At 68.0% G+C, this 15447-nt stretch carries 12 protein-coding genes and 1 pseudogene; 6 read left to right on the forward strand and 7 right to left on the reverse strand.

Going from position 1 to position 15447, the window contains the following annotated elements; translation table 11 throughout:
- The first annotated feature begins 23 nt into the window (after positions 1 to 23).
- The 5 genes from ACFYWS_RS04410 (at position 24) to ACFYWS_RS04430 (ending at position 5377) form a co-directional block, all read left to right on the forward strand.
- Positions 24 to 1670 carry a methyltransferase domain-containing protein gene (locus tag ACFYWS_RS04410; protein WP_389269373.1) on the forward strand — a complete coding sequence of 549 codons (1647 nt, stop codon included), beginning with the start codon at positions 24 to 26 and terminating at the stop codon, positions 1668 to 1670.
- A 165-nt stretch (positions 1671 to 1835) separates the two neighbouring features.
- Positions 1836 to 2480: a DUF4232 domain-containing protein gene (locus ACFYWS_RS04415; RefSeq protein WP_389269375.1), complete on the forward strand. Its 645-nt coding sequence runs from the start codon at positions 1836 to 1838 to the stop codon at positions 2478 to 2480.
- Between the two features lie 92 nt (positions 2481 to 2572).
- On the forward strand, positions 2573 to 3100 hold the full coding sequence (locus ACFYWS_RS04420; protein ID WP_389269492.1) for an NUDIX hydrolase family protein: 528 nt from the start codon (positions 2573 to 2575) through the stop codon (positions 3098 to 3100).
- A 139-nt stretch (positions 3101 to 3239) separates the two neighbouring features.
- Complete coding sequence (locus tag ACFYWS_RS04425) at positions 3240 to 4343, forward strand: DegT/DnrJ/EryC1/StrS family aminotransferase (protein ID WP_389269494.1); 1104 nt, start codon at positions 3240 to 3242, stop codon at positions 4341 to 4343.
- On the forward strand, positions 4340 to 5377 hold the full coding sequence (locus ACFYWS_RS04430; protein WP_389269377.1) for a Gfo/Idh/MocA family oxidoreductase: 1038 nt from the start codon (positions 4340 to 4342) through the stop codon (positions 5375 to 5377). The genes ACFYWS_RS04425 and ACFYWS_RS04430 overlap by 4 nt, the downstream gene beginning before the upstream one ends.
- Before the next feature lie 58 nt (positions 5378 to 5435).
- On the opposite strand, the pseudogene ACFYWS_RS04435 reads toward ACFYWS_RS04430, so the two are convergent.
- Positions 5436 to 5759 (reverse strand): annotated as a pseudogene (locus ACFYWS_RS04435) (GtrA family protein); the annotation flags it as partial.
- An 89-nt stretch (positions 5760 to 5848) separates the two neighbouring features.
- Here ACFYWS_RS04435 and ACFYWS_RS04440 point away from each other — a divergent pair.
- Positions 5849 to 6817, forward strand: coding sequence for a glycosyltransferase family 2 protein (locus ACFYWS_RS04440; RefSeq protein ID WP_389269379.1), 969 nt, complete (start codon positions 5849 to 5851; stop codon positions 6815 to 6817).
- Between the two features lies 1 nt (position 6818).
- Here ACFYWS_RS04440 and ACFYWS_RS04445 read toward each other — a convergent pair whose 3' ends face one another.
- The 6 genes from ACFYWS_RS04445 to ACFYWS_RS04470 all read right to left on the reverse strand — a co-directional run bounded on the left by ACFYWS_RS04445 (position 6819) and on the right by ACFYWS_RS04470 (position 15441).
- Complete coding sequence (locus ACFYWS_RS04445) at positions 6819 to 7424, reverse strand: acyltransferase (protein ID WP_389269381.1); 606 nt, start codon at positions 7422 to 7424, stop codon at positions 6819 to 6821.
- Between the two features lie 73 nt (positions 7425 to 7497).
- Entirely contained in the window at positions 7498 to 7923 is a 426-nt protein-coding gene (locus tag ACFYWS_RS04450) for a hypothetical protein (protein ID WP_389269383.1), read from the reverse strand.
- A 45-nt stretch (positions 7924 to 7968) separates the two neighbouring features.
- Positions 7969 to 10023, reverse strand: a complete 2055-nt coding sequence (locus tag ACFYWS_RS04455; RefSeq protein ID WP_389269385.1) for a N,N-dimethylformamidase beta subunit family domain-containing protein — start codon at positions 10021 to 10023, stop codon at positions 7969 to 7971.
- Positions 9993 to 11546 (reverse strand): hypothetical protein, encoded by a 1554-nt coding sequence (locus ACFYWS_RS04460; RefSeq protein ID WP_389269387.1) that lies wholly within the window; start codon positions 11544 to 11546, stop codon positions 9993 to 9995. The genes ACFYWS_RS04455 and ACFYWS_RS04460 overlap by 31 nt, the downstream gene beginning before the upstream one ends.
- Before the next feature lie 2 nt (positions 11547 to 11548).
- Positions 11549 to 13135, reverse strand: coding sequence for a hypothetical protein (locus tag ACFYWS_RS04465; RefSeq protein ID WP_389269389.1), 1587 nt, complete (start codon positions 13133 to 13135; stop codon positions 11549 to 11551).
- Positions 13136 to 13200: 65 nt separating this feature from the next.
- Positions 13201 to 15441, reverse strand: a complete 2241-nt coding sequence (locus ACFYWS_RS04470; RefSeq protein WP_389269391.1) for a CDP-glycerol glycerophosphotransferase family protein — start codon at positions 15439 to 15441, stop codon at positions 13201 to 13203.
- Positions 15442 to 15447 lie beyond the last annotated feature (6 nt).

The raw sequence follows: 15447 nt of genomic DNA on the forward strand, positions 1-15447 counted from the left end.
TAGCTGAAGGGTTCCCCATCATCGTGCAACCGGCCCAAGAGTTCGGCGACAACCCTGTCGAAGTACGCGAAACCGGGCATTACACGGAGGAGTACGTCCCCAGCTTTGTAGAGAAATGGGACTCCCTCATCGATTGGGAGAAGAGGACGGAGAGCGAAGGCAATTTCTTCATCGACCTGCTGCGGAAGTGGGGGGTGAAGAGCGTGCTCGACGTCGCGACAGGCACGGGATTTCACTCCGTGGCGCTGCAGGCCGCCGGATTCGAGACCGTCAGCGCGGACGGCAGTGCGGAGATGCTGGCGAGGGCCTTCGAGAACGGCCAGAAGCAGGGCGGGCACATCCTGCGGGTCGTCCAGGCGGACTGGCGATGGCTCAACAGAGACGTCCACGGGGAGTACGACGCGATCGTCTGCCTCGGCAATTCCTTCACGCATCTCTTCTCGGAACGCGACCGGCGCAAGGCACTGGCCGAGTTCTACGCGATGCTCAAGCACGACGGAATTCTCATACTGGATCAGCGCAATTACGACGCGATCCTGGACGACGGGTACACGAGCAAGCACCGCTACTACTACTGCGGTGAGGACGTCATCGTCGAACCGGAGTACGTCGATGAGGGCCTGTGCCGTATGCGGTACAGCTTCCCCGACAGCTCCATGTACTACCTCAACATGTTTCCGCTGCGCAGGGACTACACGCGGCGGCTGATGTCCGACGTCGGATTCCAGAGCATCGAGACCTACGGCGACTTCCAGCACACCTACCGGCGTGAGCAGCCGGACTTCTTCATCCACGTGGCGGAGAAGGAGTACAGGACGGACGGAGACGAGCAGTACAAGGGCGCGGTCGGCACCGCCCGCAGCTACTACAACTCACCCGACGCCGACACCTTCTACTCCACGGTGTGGGGCGGCGAGGACATCCACATCGGGCTGTACGACAGCCCCGACGAACCCATCGCGGACGCGAGCCGGCGGACCGTCGAGCACATGGCGTCGAAGCTCGAACTGACCCGGGATTCCGTGGTGCTCGATCTCGGTTCCGGCTTCGGCGGTTCGGCACGGTACCTCGCGGAGACGTACGGCTGCCGGGTCCTGGCCCTCAACCTCAGCGAGGTGGAGAACCAGCGCCACAAGCAGCTGAACTCGGGCCGCGGGCTCACCGACAGGATCGAGGTCGTGGACGGCTCGTACGAGGACATCCCGTACCCGGACGACCAGGTCGATGTCGTCTGGTCCCAGGACGCCTTCCTGCACAGCGGGAACCGGGCCCAGGTCCTCAAGGAGATCGCCCGGGTGCTGCGGCCCGGCGGCCATGTCATCTTCACCGACCCGATGGCGGCGAAGGACGGCGACCGCACCGACGTGCTCCAGCCGATCCTCGACCGGATCCACCTGGACGACATGGGCTCGCCCGCCTTCTACACGCGCGAGCTGGAACAGCTCGGGTTCACCGCCGTCGACGGCGGTTTCGAAGAGCACCGCGATCAGCTGGTGAACCACTACAAGCGGGTCCTCGAGGAGACCGAGCGCCTGGAGGCCGAAGGACTGGCCAGGAAGATCAGCCACGACTACCTCAGCCAGATGAAGACGGGGCTCGGCCACTGGGTCGACGGTGGCCGCGACGCTCATCTCACGTGGGGCATCTTCCACTTCGAACTGCACGGCTGAGCGACGTTCCACCGGCCGGCCCCGAGGTATCCACGGGGTCGGCCGGTCGCGTTCGCATGATCATCGCTGTGACAGAACGAAGACCTTGTGGAGTACTCCCTGTGACTCGGTGCGGGATACAAATAGTTCTGACCGCACACACCACGCTCCTCACGGGGGAACACCATGAAGTACACCCGCCTCTCCGCTTTCGCCGCCATCGGTGTCGCCGCCACCCTCTCGCTCACCGCCTGCGGCAGCGGCGACTCCGGGACGGACACCTCCTCCAAGAACTCCTCCTCGTCTTCTTCCTCGTCCTCGGACGGTGCCTCGAAGGCGGAGGCCGGCGCCGCGAAGTCGGACTCCGGCAGTGGCACCGAGGTCAAGGCCGGCGCCGCGAACAGCGGGACGAAGTCCGGCGCCGAGGCCACCTTCTGCAAGACGGAGGACCTCGCCATCAACGCCACGGACGCCGCGCCCGACGACAGCACCGGCAGGATCAACATCTCCATGGTCAACCGGGGTTCGACCACCTGCTCGGCGACGGGCTTCGCCGGTGTCGACATCAAGGACGCCGACAACACCTCGAACCCCATCGAGCGCGGCCAGGCCCAGCCCCGTGTCACCACCCTGAAGCCCGGTGACTCCGCGGTCTTCAACCTGGCCTACGAGATCGACAGCTCCGGCGAGAGCCTCTCGTCCCCGACCAACATCCTGGTGACGCCCCCGAACGAGACCCACAGCGTGACCCTGGACTGGCCCGCGGGCGCGGGAGACATCAAGGGCGCCTACACCGACGTCGAGGTCTACCCGACGCACACCGCCAAGTAGGACCGTCGGAGCGCATCACTTCAGCGAGGCCCGGTCACGGTCAATTCGGCCACAGACCGGGCCCACTGAAATATGATCACCCCATGCCCGACATGACCGAGACAACGCCCGGGTGGCTGGCCGAGGACGAGCTTGAGCTGGTCCGTGCCCGCATGCCGATCCTCTACGTCGAAGCCGTGCCGGTGCGCGTCGCGGACAGCGGTGAGGTGACCAGCGTCGGACTGCTGCTGCGCATCGGCCCCGACGGCAACGTCAGCCGCACCCTGGTCTCCGGCCGCGTACTGCATCACGAACGGGTGCGTGACGCCCTCCTGCGCCACCTCGAAAAGGACCTCGGTCCCGTGGCACTGCCCCGGGTACCGGCCTCCCTGCAGCCGTTCACCGTCGCCGAGTACTTCCCGACCCAAGGCGTCACGCCGTTCCACGACCCGCGCCAGCACGCGGTCTCGCTGGCCTACATCGTCCCGGTGGCCGGCGACTGCCAGCCCCGACAGGACGCGCTCGACCTGGTCTGGTTCAGCCCCGAGGACGCGGTCTCGGCGGCCATGCAGAACGAGATGCCCGGCGGCCACGGCGCCCTCCTCAAACAGGCCCTGGCCCACGCGGGGCTCGGCCTCTGATCCCACCCAGGTGCTATTGCTCCACCAATGCACTCATCCTACGCATACCGCCTAAGGATTGATAAAAGGCAACAAGAGAAACCCCCGGCGGTGAATCGGGGTTGAACGCAGGCCGACTCCCTTCGTTTTCCAATGGAGACTGCTCGTGTCTGGGTCCAATCTGCCAATTCCCGCCGCCCGGCCTGTCATCGGCGAAGCCGAGATCGAAGCCGCCGTACGCGTACTGCGTAGCGGTCTTGTCATTCAGGGGCCGGAAGTGGCCGCCTTCGAGGAGGAATTCTCGGAGCTGGTCGGGGGCCGAACCTGCGTCGCCGTGAACTCCGGCACCTCCGCACTGCAGTTGAGCCTGATGGCCCTGGGCATCGGGCCTGGCGACGAAGTGGTGGTGCCCTCCTTCTCGTTCGCCGCCACCGCCAACGCCGTACGTCTGGTGGGCGCCGAGCCGGTCTTCGCCGACATCACGCCCGAGACCTACTGCCTCGACCCGGCCGCGGTCTCCGCGGCGGTCGGCCCGCGCACCGCGGCACTGATCCCCGTACATCTGTACGGCCACCCGGCCGCCATGGACCGGCTGATGCCGCTCGCCGAGCGCCACGGCCTCGCCGTCGTCGAGGACGCCTGCCAGGCGCACGGCGCCGCCCTGCACGGCCTGCCGGTCGGAACATTCGGCCGGGCCGGATGCTTCAGCTTCTACCCGACGAAGAACATGCACGCGCTCGAAGGCGGCATGATCACCACCGCCGATCACCAACTGGCCCGCACACTGCGGCTGCTCAGGAATCAGGGCATGGAACAGCGGTACGAGAACGAGATCGTCGGCGCCAATCTGCGCATGACCGATGTCGCGGCGGCCGTGGGCCGGGTGCAGCTGACGCAGCTGCCCGCGTGGACCGAGCAGCGGCGGGCCAACGCCAAGGTGCTCGACTCCCGTATCGAGGGACTTTCCGCGCCGCACGTGGCCGATGGCGCCCGGCACGTCTACCACCAGTACACCGTCGCCGTCCCGGACGGCCGCAGGGATGCCGTGCGACAGGAACTGGCGGCGGAGGGAATCGGCAGCGCGGTGTACTACCCGACGCCGATCCACCGGCTGACTCCGTTCCGCGACCCGGCCGGGCCTCCGCTGCCCGAGACCGAACGCGCAGCCGCGTCGGTACTGTCGCTGCCGGTCCACCCCGCCCTCGGACCGGGCGATCTCGAGCGCATCGCCCGGGCCGTGAGCATCGCCGGAGGTGTCCGATGAACCGGCCGACGCTGCGTGCGGGGCTTGTCGGTCTGGGCTCGATGGGGCGCAACCACGCCCGGGTGCTTTCGTCGCTCGACGGCGTCGAACTCGTCGGCGTCATGGACCCGGCGGGAGACCCCACGGGTGCCGCCCGTGGCGCCCCGGTCGTCGCCGCCCTGCCCGAACTGCTGGCACTCGACCTCGACTACGCCGTGGTCGCCTGCCCCACGGTGCTGCACGAGGAGGTCGGCATCGCCCTGGCCGCGAACGGCGTGTGCGCGCTGATCGAGAAGCCACTCGCCCACTCCGCGATCGCGGCCCGACGCCTGGCCGACGCCTTCGACGGGGCCCGGCTGACCGCAGGAGTCGGACACATCGAGCGCTTCAACCCGGCGCTGCAGAGCCTGCGTTCGCGCCTCGAGGCCGGCGAGCTCGGTGAGATGTTCCAGGTGGTCACGCGGCGGCAGGGGCCCTTCCCGCCGCGCATCGCGGACGTGGGCGTCGTCAAGGACCTGGCGACCCACGACATCGATCTCACCAGCTGGGTGACGGGGTGCCGCTACGCCTCCGTGGCCGCCCGCACCGTGTCCAAGAGCGGCCGCGCGCACGAGGACATGGTCGCGGTCGTCGGAGAGCTCACCGACGGCACCATGGTCAGCCATCTCGTGAACTGGCTCAGCCCGCTCAAGGAGCGCTTCACGGCGGTCACCGGCGAGCGCGGCTGCTTCATCGCGGACACTCTCACCGCGGATCTCACCTTCCATGCCAACGGTGCCTTCGCCACGGAGTGGGAAGCGCTGAGCGCCTTCCGCGGAGCCGCCGAGGGCGACATGATCCGGTACGCGATCCCCAAGCGCGAGCCGCTGATGGTCGAGCACGAGCGGTTCCGCGACGCCGTCGAGGGCAAGGCCATGGACATCGTCACCCTCGCCCAGGGGCTGAGGACCGTGGAGGTCGCCGAGGTGGTCCTGGACTCGGCGCGACGGAAGGCATCCCTGCCGCTGCAGAACCCGCACCCGCGGAATCCGACGGCGGCCGGCCGGCTGTCCTGAAGACCCACCAGCGGAACGCCGCGTAATTCGCCACCGCGTTGATGACGGTCGACGTCGTCTTGGCCGCTACGTACGACAGGCCCAGAGCAGTCAGCCCGGCGACCGTGGCCAGAGTCGCCCCGTAATTCAGTACGACGAGCGCAAGATATTTGACGAAGGCCGGGCCGAACATCGCGCCGCTCCGGAAGACGAACGATCTATTGAGGCAGAAATTCACCGCCAGCACGGTGACGAACGCCAGCGAGGTGGCCGCGGCCAACGGCATATGGAGTACACCGTGCAGCAGGATCAGCGTTCCGACATCAATGGCGTAGCAGGCCCCTCCCACCAGGAGGAATCTGGTCGCACCGGCAGAGGAAAGGCGGCGAGCCGAATGCCACATTCTCTGAATGATTTCTGGTACCTTCCTCCGTGCTCAAGGCTGTTGTCGCAGACAGGTTCCATGAAAGAACCGTGAGAGGGTTTTCCTTCGTGTATCAGAACACGAAAATCGCCGTCGTGGTTCCGGCGTTCAACGAGGAAAAGCTGATCGCCCGGACGATCAGCACCGTGCCCGATTTCGTCGACCATATCGTGGTGGTCGACGACGCCAGCAGCGATCAGACGTCCTCCGAGGCGACCGGCGCCGGCGACCCGCGGATGGTGCTCATCCGGCACGAGACCAACACCGGAGTGGGTGGAGCGGTGTGCGACGGGCACCAGGAGGCCCTGCGCCTCGGCTGCGACGTCTCGGTGGTCATGGCCGGTGACGGGCAGATGGACCCGGCCTACCTTCCCGCCCTGCTCGCCCCGATCTGCGACGGGACCGCCCTCTTCACCAAGGCGAACCGTTTCTACTCCCGCGACTCGTACCGAGGCATGCCGAAATTCCGGATTCTCGGCAACATCGTTCTCTCTTTCATGACCAAACTGGCCTCCGGGTACTGGCACCTGTTCGACCCTCAGAACGGGTACACCGCGATCCACAGGACCGCACTGGAACGGCTCAACCTCGACCGCGTGGCCAAGGACTACTCGTTCGAGAACGACCTGCTGATCAACCTGAACATCCTGCGGATCCCGGCCTGCGACGTCCCCATTCCCGCGGTGTACGGGAACGAGGTGTCAACGATGCGTATGCACAAGGTGATTCCCGCCTTGATGACCCAGCTGACGCGTGGGATCGGACGGCGTGTCGTCCTGAAGTACGTCGTCTTCTCCTTCTCGCCGATCGCGCTCCTGCTCCTTGCGGGGCTGGGGCTGGTCGCCTTCGGCGGCGTGGCGAGCACGTGGGTGCTGTTCCACACACTCGGGCCCGCGAGTGCCAGCGCGGGAAGTGTCCTGCTGGCAACCCTGCCGGTCCTTACCGGAATTCACTTTCTCATCGGCGCTCTCATGCTGGATATCCAGGAGAGCCCGGACCGCCGGGCAGCCACCGTCGCAATCGGAACCCCTTCTTGAATCAGGATTCCGTGAGGACGTCGTCCTTCTCGGTGTGCAGCGCACCGGTGTGCGGGCACTCCCACACGCCGGGCGAACCGGGGAGTTCACGGAGCCGGTGCCCCGCCCGTCCCACCCAGCCGACACGGCGGGCCGGGACGCCGGCGACGAGAGCGAAGTCGGGCACGTCCCGGGACACCACGGCGCCGGCGGCGACCATCGCCCAGCGGCCCACACGGACCGGGGCCACACACACCGAGCGCGCGCCGAGCGAGGCCCCCTCGGCGACCACGACCCCCACGGGCTCCCAGTCGGCGCGCCCTTTGGGCCGCCCTGCGGGGTCGACCGAGCGCGGATTGTGGTCGTTGGTCAGGACGACGGCGGGGCCGACGAAGACTCCGTCGCCGAGCTCCGCCGGCTCGTAGACGAGCGCGAGGTTCTGAATCTTGACCCCGTGGCCGATCCTGACGCCGGGGCCGACATAGGCGCCCCGCCCCACCACACAGTTGTCTCCCAGCACGGCCTGCTCACGGATCTGGGCGAGCTCCCACACGGCGGTGCCGGGGCCCAGTGCGGCCGACTCGTCGACCTGGGCCCCGGCCGCCGTCCGGACCTCAGCGGGGGACACGTCACTTGTCTGCTTCATGTGCTGTGGAACGAACCGCCGGGCATCTGGGTGCGGGGACGTACTCCGCCCGCCGTCACCCGTCCGACGGATAGGGGCCGCAGACGGGCCCGAGGACGACGCACTCCGTCTCGGCGGCATCGCACAGGTGCAGCGTGAAGCAGTGCTGGACGGCGCCGTAGAAGTATCCGACGACGGTACCGCCCGCCTCCACCGTTTCCTTGACCTTGCCGGATTCAGGCCCCCCGGTCGCATCCACGTACCACGCGGTGTAAGTCATCTCCTGCGCACCACCGTTGGTGATGACGTACTGGAGGCTGGTCACGTCCTGCATCTCGCGTGCCGTGACGCAGACCTGGGTGGTGCCCAGCTCTCCGCAGGCACTGCTGGCCGGCGGTTCTTCGCGGGCGGGCCGCTCTGCGGCGGCCGCTGTGGGCAGGCCCAGCGCGACCGTCGACGCCACAGCGCCGACCAGCACGGCGCGCCGCGGGATTTCCTTCATGTTCTCTTCTCTCCGTCAGTCGTCGGTAGGCCGGGACGGCAGGCCCTAGGCCACCGCTTGCGTGAAAACGTTCTGCAGGAGTTTCTGGAGCGCGGTGTCGGTCGGGATGCTGCCGGTCAAGGACAGGGAGCCGACCGAGAACACCCAGCCCTTGCTGGCAACAGGCGGGACGTAGAGCATTTCTGCTCCGCCCGTCTTGTTGAGCCCTTCCGCGATCAGCACGGAACCGGGGAGGGCGGCCGGCCGGCGGTCGACTTCCCAGCCGCTGGCGGCGATGTCGTAGGAGACGGTGCCGAAGATGTCTCCCACCTCCAGTCCGGTGCCCGCGGTGAAGGGGTTACTGCTGGTGTCGCGCACCTGGTACGGGGAGAAGCTCATATACGTGGGCTGGTAGTAGGACACGCCCAGGATCTGCGCCTCGGACTGTCCGGAGTCGGCGTAGACGTCCCGGCTGCCGTCGGCCCGCCGGAAGACGGTCGCGTGACCGTCCGCCGTGTACTTCATCCGCTCGTAGATGCCGTTGCCGCCGAGGTAGATGATGCGTCCGCCGTTGTTCTGGAAGGCCACGACGTTGTCCCGCGCGGTCTGCGTGAAGTACTCGGGGTGTGTGGTCAGTACCAGTGCCTTGTACTTCCCGCCCTGGGCCGGCGTACGCAGCCAGTCGGTGCCCGTGGTGTGCAGGTCGCTGTCGGCGTAGCAGTCGTAGGAGATGCTCTTCGAGCTCATCCACCGGAACAGCTGCAGGTCGCTGTAGAGCAGGTGGTCGATGATGCCCGTGGCCTTGCCGTAGAAGTTGTCCCACGAGGTCCCCATGTTGGGGCGGCGCATGGAGACGGTGCGCTGAGCGCCGCCCTGGCCGGAGGTGTACTGGTTGTGCCCGCCCCAGAAGTTGTAGGCGTTGTACGTGTTGGTGGGTACCAGGACGGCGATCTGTCGCTGCGGTGTCGAGGGCCGCACGACGAACATCACGTTGTGCTCTTTGCCCTGGGGCGATTTCAACTGCGAGGCGTAGACGCCCGAAGGCCAGCTCGCCCCCGTTCCCACGGAGACGGAGAAGGACTGGCTCCACCCGCATCCCGCGCTGTGGTATCCGCTCTGCAGCGGCTGGAACCTTCCGGTCCTGCTGGTGGGTTGGGTGACGACGACGGGGGCGCCCGCGGTGGGGGCGAGGCGGAGGGTGGAGGACGTGTACGACGGGAAGGTCGTGGACACGTGGATGCCGAGCCCCGTGCCCTGCCGGGCGGACAACGAGGCCGGATATCCCTGCAGGGCCGCGGATTCCTCGCGGGTGAATCCCGAACCGACCACGGCGCCCGACCCGTTGGCCCATTGGACACCGCTGGTGTTCACGGTCTCGGAGTTGAGCAGGCGGTACCACTGGAGCCGGTGGTCGGAGCCCGGAGGGTTGGCGGTGCTCGTCTGGATCTTGTAAATGGCGCCGGAACCGTTGGAGAAGAGGCCTCTCTCGAACGAACCCAGCATGGTGGTGTCAATGGCCTCGCCACCGTTCGCCCACTTGAAGCTTCCGTCCGTCCCGAGGTATCGGAACCAGCTGAGCGCGCTGCCGTGCCGTGTTCCGTAGATCACCCCGTTGGGGTCGGCGAAAAGCTGAGTGTAGGGCTGCCATTGTGTGCCGATCCTGGCACCGGAATTGGCCGCCCATTTGAAGGACCCGTTGGTTCCGGTGTATTTGTACCAGCGCAGGTCTCCGTTGCCTTCTTGCGCGTAGAAGACGTTGTTCCAACCGCCGATCACCCGGGGGAAGTTCCACTGGGTTCCGATCCGGGTGCCGCTCGCCGAGTGCCAGCTCCCGGCGCCGGTGGAGCTGTTGGACAGGATGTACCGGTACCAGAGAAGGTCGCCGTTGGGCATGCATGCGAAGAGCTGTCCGTCCGCCGCGGCCAGGACGAAACGGAACTTCTGCCAGCCGCCGTTCCCGATGACGCGGCCGGAGCCGGAGTTCGCCCAGGACGCGGGGGTGCCGGTGCTCCAATTGGTATGCCGATACCAATAAAGCTTTCCGTCCGCCTGAATCCCATAGATGATTCCGTTGCCGCCGGGCACCAGGTTCAAGAACCGTTGTTGTGGGTCGTATGCCATCGTCTTTGGTGCCCTTCCGGATTCACTGTCGTGAGCAGGGATGATTGTGCGTCACATGCCCCTGCGCAAGAATCGACACGATCGGGGTGTTCGGCGGATCTGGTCCGTATGGCGGGAATCAGCGAGAGGCAGAGAACTCCGATGAATATCGGCGCGACCATATAGCGAAAGCACGGCGCGGGGTTGGCGGCGAGCACCGTGAGCTGCACGCCGAGCGGGACGCCGGCGAGGGCGAGCAGGACGCGCCGTCTGCGGGCTCGGGCGAGCAGCGTGACCAGCGCGTAGGTGGCGTAGCACCAGATGGCGCCGCGCCACAGGAGCCACTCCAGTTGGGGGACGCCGAAGGCGGAACGGGCGGAGGTGGCGGCGTGGTTGAGCGCTGGGGACAGCGGTCTGGCCTTGAGCTGCGAACGGTAGGGGCTGTCCTCGATCGCTCCATAGCCCCATAGGTCGGCAGGGATCGCTGTGCCGTACGTCCATGTCCTGGCACTCTTGTCCGCCGGTCCGGGGAAGACGGACCAGGCGATGTGGGCCCGGCACAGACGTGCGCCGATGGTCTGCTGCGGGGACTCGCGCAGGGTGCGCCACCACAGCCGCACCAGCGGTTCGGTGAGCCGGGCGGCCTCGCTCCGGTTCCAGGAGGCGTTGTAGTAGAGCACGTCGGACACGTAGCAGTTGGTGCCGGCCTCGTGCCAGGTCGCCCGTGGTGCCGCCCCGCTCATCAGGCGCAGATCGTCCGGGGTGAAGTGTTCGGGGGTGCGCGCGTACGTCACGGCGAGGTCGGCGTAGTGCAGGTTGTACAGGAACGCCTTGCTCGGCTGCTCGATGCCGGCCGACGGGTAGATCACGAGGGCGAGGAGCAGCGTCAGGGTGGTGGTCGCGGCGGCAAGACCGGCGATCAGGAGGCGGGCCCCGGGCAGCGCCAGGACGAGCGCCAGCGCGGCGACCAGGGACACCGGGAAGCCGTTGTTGCGGAAGAGGTCGACACCCAGCAGCCCGAGGCACAGCAGCACGAGCTCCGAGCGCCGCGGGCGGCCGGTCCAGGTACCGTGCGCACGCCTGCCCAACAGTCGTACGGACACGGCGAACACCAGCACCGCGCAGATCGTGAACGGCACGTCCTTCCACATGAAGACGATGAAGGATCCGAGGGGTGGAGCCGCCGCGCAGGCCACCGCGGCCGGCGCGCTCCACCGCCCGCGTACGCCCAGGGTCCGCAGCCCCGCGCAGGCGTGGGCGAGCACGGCGGACATCGCGAGGGTCTGAAACAGCGTCAGGGCGGCGATGTCACCGGTGACTTCGAAGCTCAGCCATACCAGCGCGTTGTAGAGCACCGAGTGGTCCGCACGCCAGTTGCCGGTGGAGACCTGCCACGTGTAGACCACCGAGTCCACGCTCATCAGCCCCGGGTGGAAGGCCGCCCACCAGAACAGATAGCAGGCCTGGCAGGACAGGAAGACGGCCAGGGGCAGCCGTCGTGCCGGCGGTACGTGCGACCGCAGGGACCGCGCCGTCGAGGCCACGCTCACTCCGGACGCTCGGCGCGCGCCGCGGAGGACACCCGGGCCTCCGACACGGTGGGGATCACGTTCTTCGGCGGGGTGGCGGCCGGTGTGTCACGGGAGGTCCGGGGCGGGATGACCGGGCCTGCCGTACCGCGCAGCGCGGGGACGAGTGACAGGCAGAGCAGTCCGATGAAGATGGGCGCCGCCATGTAGCGGAAGCACGGCGAGGGGGTCGCGACCAGGACGGTGAGCTGTGTGCCGAAGGTGACACCCGCGAGGGCGAACAGCGGGCGGCAGCGGCGCGAGCGGGCGAACCGTGTGACGAGCACGTAGGTGGCGTACGACCAGATGGCGCCGCGCCACAGGATCCACTCCAGTTGGGGTGTGTGGGCGGCTTCGTACGCGAAGGATCCGACGTGGTGGAGGGTCGCGGACAGCGGCCGGGGCTGGGCCGCTTCGTTGTAGGGGCTCGTCCGCATCTCCTCGTACCACTTGTAGAACACCGGATCCACCCGGTTGAGCTCGTTGTACGTCCTGCCGCCCTGGTCCTGCGGCCCGGGGAAGACGGCCCACGCGATGTGTCCCCGGCACAGGCGTGCGCCGATCACGTCCTGCGGCGCCTTGCGCAGGGTGCGCCACCACAACTGGACGAGTGGTTCGCTGAGTTGGTCGGTGACCTGCCGGTTCAGGCTCCGGTACATCGGATCGGAGGCGAAGCACGAAGCGCCGTTCTCGCGCCAGGACGAGAGCGGCGCCGCCTTGGCCATCAGCCGCAGGTCGTCCTTGGTGAACAGCTCCGGCGCCTTCGCGTAGGTCACCGAAAGGTCGGCGTAGTGGAGGTTGTAGACGAGCGTCTTCGGCGGCTTCTCGACGCCGACCGCCGCGTAGACCACGAACATCAGCGCCAGGGTCACGGCGGTGGTGGCGGCGACCAGCGCGACGAGCAGCCGCCTCGCGCCGGGCAGCGCCGCGACCAGACACAGCGCGGCGATCACGGCGACGGGGAACCCGTTGTTGCGGAACAGGCCGATGCCGAGGAAGCCGACGCAGAGCAGAACGATCTCGGAGCGGAGCAGGCGGCCTTCCCAACTCCCGTTCAACCGCCTGCCCGTGAGCCGCACCGTGACGGCGAAGACCAGGACCGCGCAGATCGTGAACGGAACGTCCTTGCCCACATAGACGGTGAACGAGGCGAGCGGCGGAGCCAGGGCGCACGCCAGCGCCGCTGGTGCGCTCCACCGTCCGCGGACGCCGACCGTGCGCAGGCTCGCGCACGCGTAGGCGAGCACGGCGGACATCGCGAGGGTCTGAAACAGCGTCAGGGCCGCGAATCCACCTGTGGACCTGAGGCTCAGCCAGAGCAGGGAGTTGTAGAGGACCGAGTGGTTGGAGATCCAGTGGTCGGTGGTGACCTGCCAGGTGTAGGCGAGCGCGTCGTAGTCGATCATTCCTGGGTAGAAGGCCGCCCACCACAGCAGGTAACAGGCCTGGCAGGACAGGAAGACGACGAGCGGCAACCGCAGGTCCTGCGGGACGCGTGTCCACAGGGCCCGGGCCTTCGCGGTCGCGGCGGCCCGTGGCCGGGGACCGTGCGGGGCGTCTGACATGGCGGAGATCTCCTGGGGGTTCGGACCGGGTCGGCAGTCGGGAGGTGGTGCTTGCGTGCGTACGGTCAGCGTGTGCCGTCAGGAAGAGCGGGGGGCGCGGCCTCGCGGTGCGGTGGTGTGTCCTGCTCGGGAATGACCGACGGGTGCTCCCTGCCGAGCATGACCAGGGAGACCACCCGGGCGGCCGCGCCTCCGTCGTCGTAGGCGCAGAACCGGCGGCGGAAGTCGGCGCGCAGCGCGGCGGAGTGCGTGTCCCGCCAAGCGCCGGACGCGAACAGCCGCGTCAACTCCTCGACGGTGGTGGTGACATGGCCCGGTGGGTCGGCCAGTACGTCGAAGTAGGCGCCGCGGGCCGCCCGGTAGGCTTCCCAGTCGTCGCCGTGGATGATGATCGGCCGGTCGGTGTTGGCGTAGTCGAACATCAGGGACGAGTAGTCCGTCAGCAGGGCGTCGGAGACGAGCATCATGTCCACGGCCGAGGGCTCGTCGGTGACGTCGAGGAGCAGCCCGCGCCGCTGGAGGTCGCGCAGCTCCAGACCGCGGAACGCGGACCGTGCGTCCTTCGGGTGCAGCCGGACGAGCAGGGTGACCGTCGGCCCGAGCCCCCGTACCAGTTGTTCGAGATCGAGCCGCGGGACGTAGGACCTGCGGTGCTCGCGCCGGGTCGGGGCGTAGAGCACCACGGTGTTGCCGTCCGGGACACCGAGGCGCTTGCGCAGGGCGACCGTGCGCAGCGGGTCGCCACGCACCAGCACGTCGTTGCGCGGGGCTCCTGTCGGCAGTGAGGTGAAGTGGCAGGGATAGGCGCGGTCCCAGATCTGCTGCGCGTACGGGCTGGAGACCAGGCTGAAGTCCCAGCGGTCCGCGCGCTTGAGGTCCGCACGCACGTTGACCTGGTGTCTGGCGGCCGGTCGTGCGAGCCGGTCGACGCCCATGTGTCCCAGGGGGCTGCCCTCGTGGGTGTGGACGTGGATCTGCCCGGTGCGCTTGACCAGGCCGAGGGTCCAGCCGACGTTGTTGACGAAGTACGTGGCCCGGCTCGTCACCCGGTGGTAGCGCGGTGTGTCCGGCGTGACGTAGTCGATGCCGCTCGGCAGCTGCGCCACGGCGTCCGGCCGCACGACCCACACCGCGTCGATGTGCGGGGCCAGCATCCGGGCCGCCTCGTCGATGGCCGCGGGATCGCCGAGCAAACCGCGGTGCCAACTGGCCGAATACACGGCGAGGTTGGGGTCAAGGCGGCGTCGGCGCTGGGTCGTCGCGTAGACACGGTTGACCCGCCGGGTGGCCGCTGCGGACAGCTCCCGCTGCCTGCGGAGGGAGGCGCGGCCGAGCCGCTCGGCCAGCGCGTAGGCCCGGAACACCGGGTAGGAGCCGGTGGCGATCAGACGCCACTGCCCGCGGTAGACATCGTCCGGCGGAGTGAAGCCGTCGGGCTTGAGGCGCCGGTAGAGGTCCACTGTCTCCCGGTGGAAGGCGGGCCGGTCCTCGGGCAGTACGCGCTCGCTGAGCGGCATCGTCGCCAGGAAGTGGTTGATCATCCGCTCGAAGAGGTACGGCCTCGACTCACGCAGTTCCGGGTGGGCGTCGAGGAACGCGAACAGCCCCGCGTACTGCGTGAAGATGTCGAAGTGCCTGCGTCCCGGGGTGCGGGTGATCGCGCCACGTCTGCGCTGCAGGTACTCGACACACACCCGGTCCAGACACGCGATGCGGCGGGCGCAGGCCAGCGCCTGATAGGTGACCGGGGCGTCCTCGTAGAGGCCCTGCTGGTACGTGAGTCCGTGGCCGGTGAAGAAGTCGCGGCGGTACGCCTTGTTCCAGGCCACCAGGAACAGATGCAGGTACTGGGGGCTGCTCGTGATGTCGAAGGTGTCCGTCCCGGCGGACGCGAGCAGATCCGCCGTCATGCTCCTGCCGCCGCGGCCCCACCACTGGGTGCGTACATGGTCGAACACGAGGAGGTCCGGGTCGTCGGTGGCGGTGAGCCGCTCGTCGATGGCCCGCAGGGCCCCGGGCGTGTAGCTGTCGTCGCTGTCGAGGAAGAGCAGATAGTCACCCGTGGCGTGACCGACCCCCGCGTTGCGTGCCCGGCCGAGGCCGACGTTCTCCGGCAGGTGGACCGCGGTGACCCGGCTGTCGCGCGCCGCGTACTCGTCGATGACCGCGCCGCAGTTGTCGGGTGAGCAGTCGTCGACCGCGATGACCTCGATGTCGGTGCAGGACTGGGTCAGGATCGAGTCGAGGCACGCGCGCAGGTACCCCTGGACCTTGTAGACGGGGACGATGACGCTGAAACGAGGCACGGGCTC

It is taken from the genome of Streptomyces sp. NPDC002795 (assembly GCF_042888725.1).
GTDB lineage: Bacteria > Actinomycetota > Actinomycetes > Streptomycetales > Streptomycetaceae > Streptomyces.

Coding starts and splice junctions, on each gene's coding strand:
- ACFYWS_RS04415 (WP_389269375.1), top strand. CDS start 1,836: ATGAAGTACACCCGCCTCTCCGCTTTCGCCGCCATCGGTGTCGCCGCC.
- ACFYWS_RS04420 (WP_389269492.1), top strand. CDS start 2,573: ATGACCGAGACAACGCCCGGGTGGCTGGCCGAGGACGAGCTTGAGCTG.
- ACFYWS_RS04430 (WP_389269377.1), top strand. CDS start 4,340: ATGAACCGGCCGACGCTGCGTGCGGGGCTTGTCGGTCTGGGCTCGATG.
- ACFYWS_RS04450 (WP_389269383.1), bottom strand. CDS start 7,923: ATGAAGGAAATCCCGCGGCGCGCCGTGCTGGTCGGCGCTGTGGCGTCG.
- ACFYWS_RS04455 (WP_389269385.1), bottom strand. CDS start 10,023: ATGGCATACGACCCACAACAACGGTTCTTGAACCTGGTGCCCGGCGGC.
- ACFYWS_RS04465 (WP_389269389.1), bottom strand. CDS start 13,135: ATGTCAGACGCCCCGCACGGTCCCCGGCCACGGGCCGCCGCGACCGCG.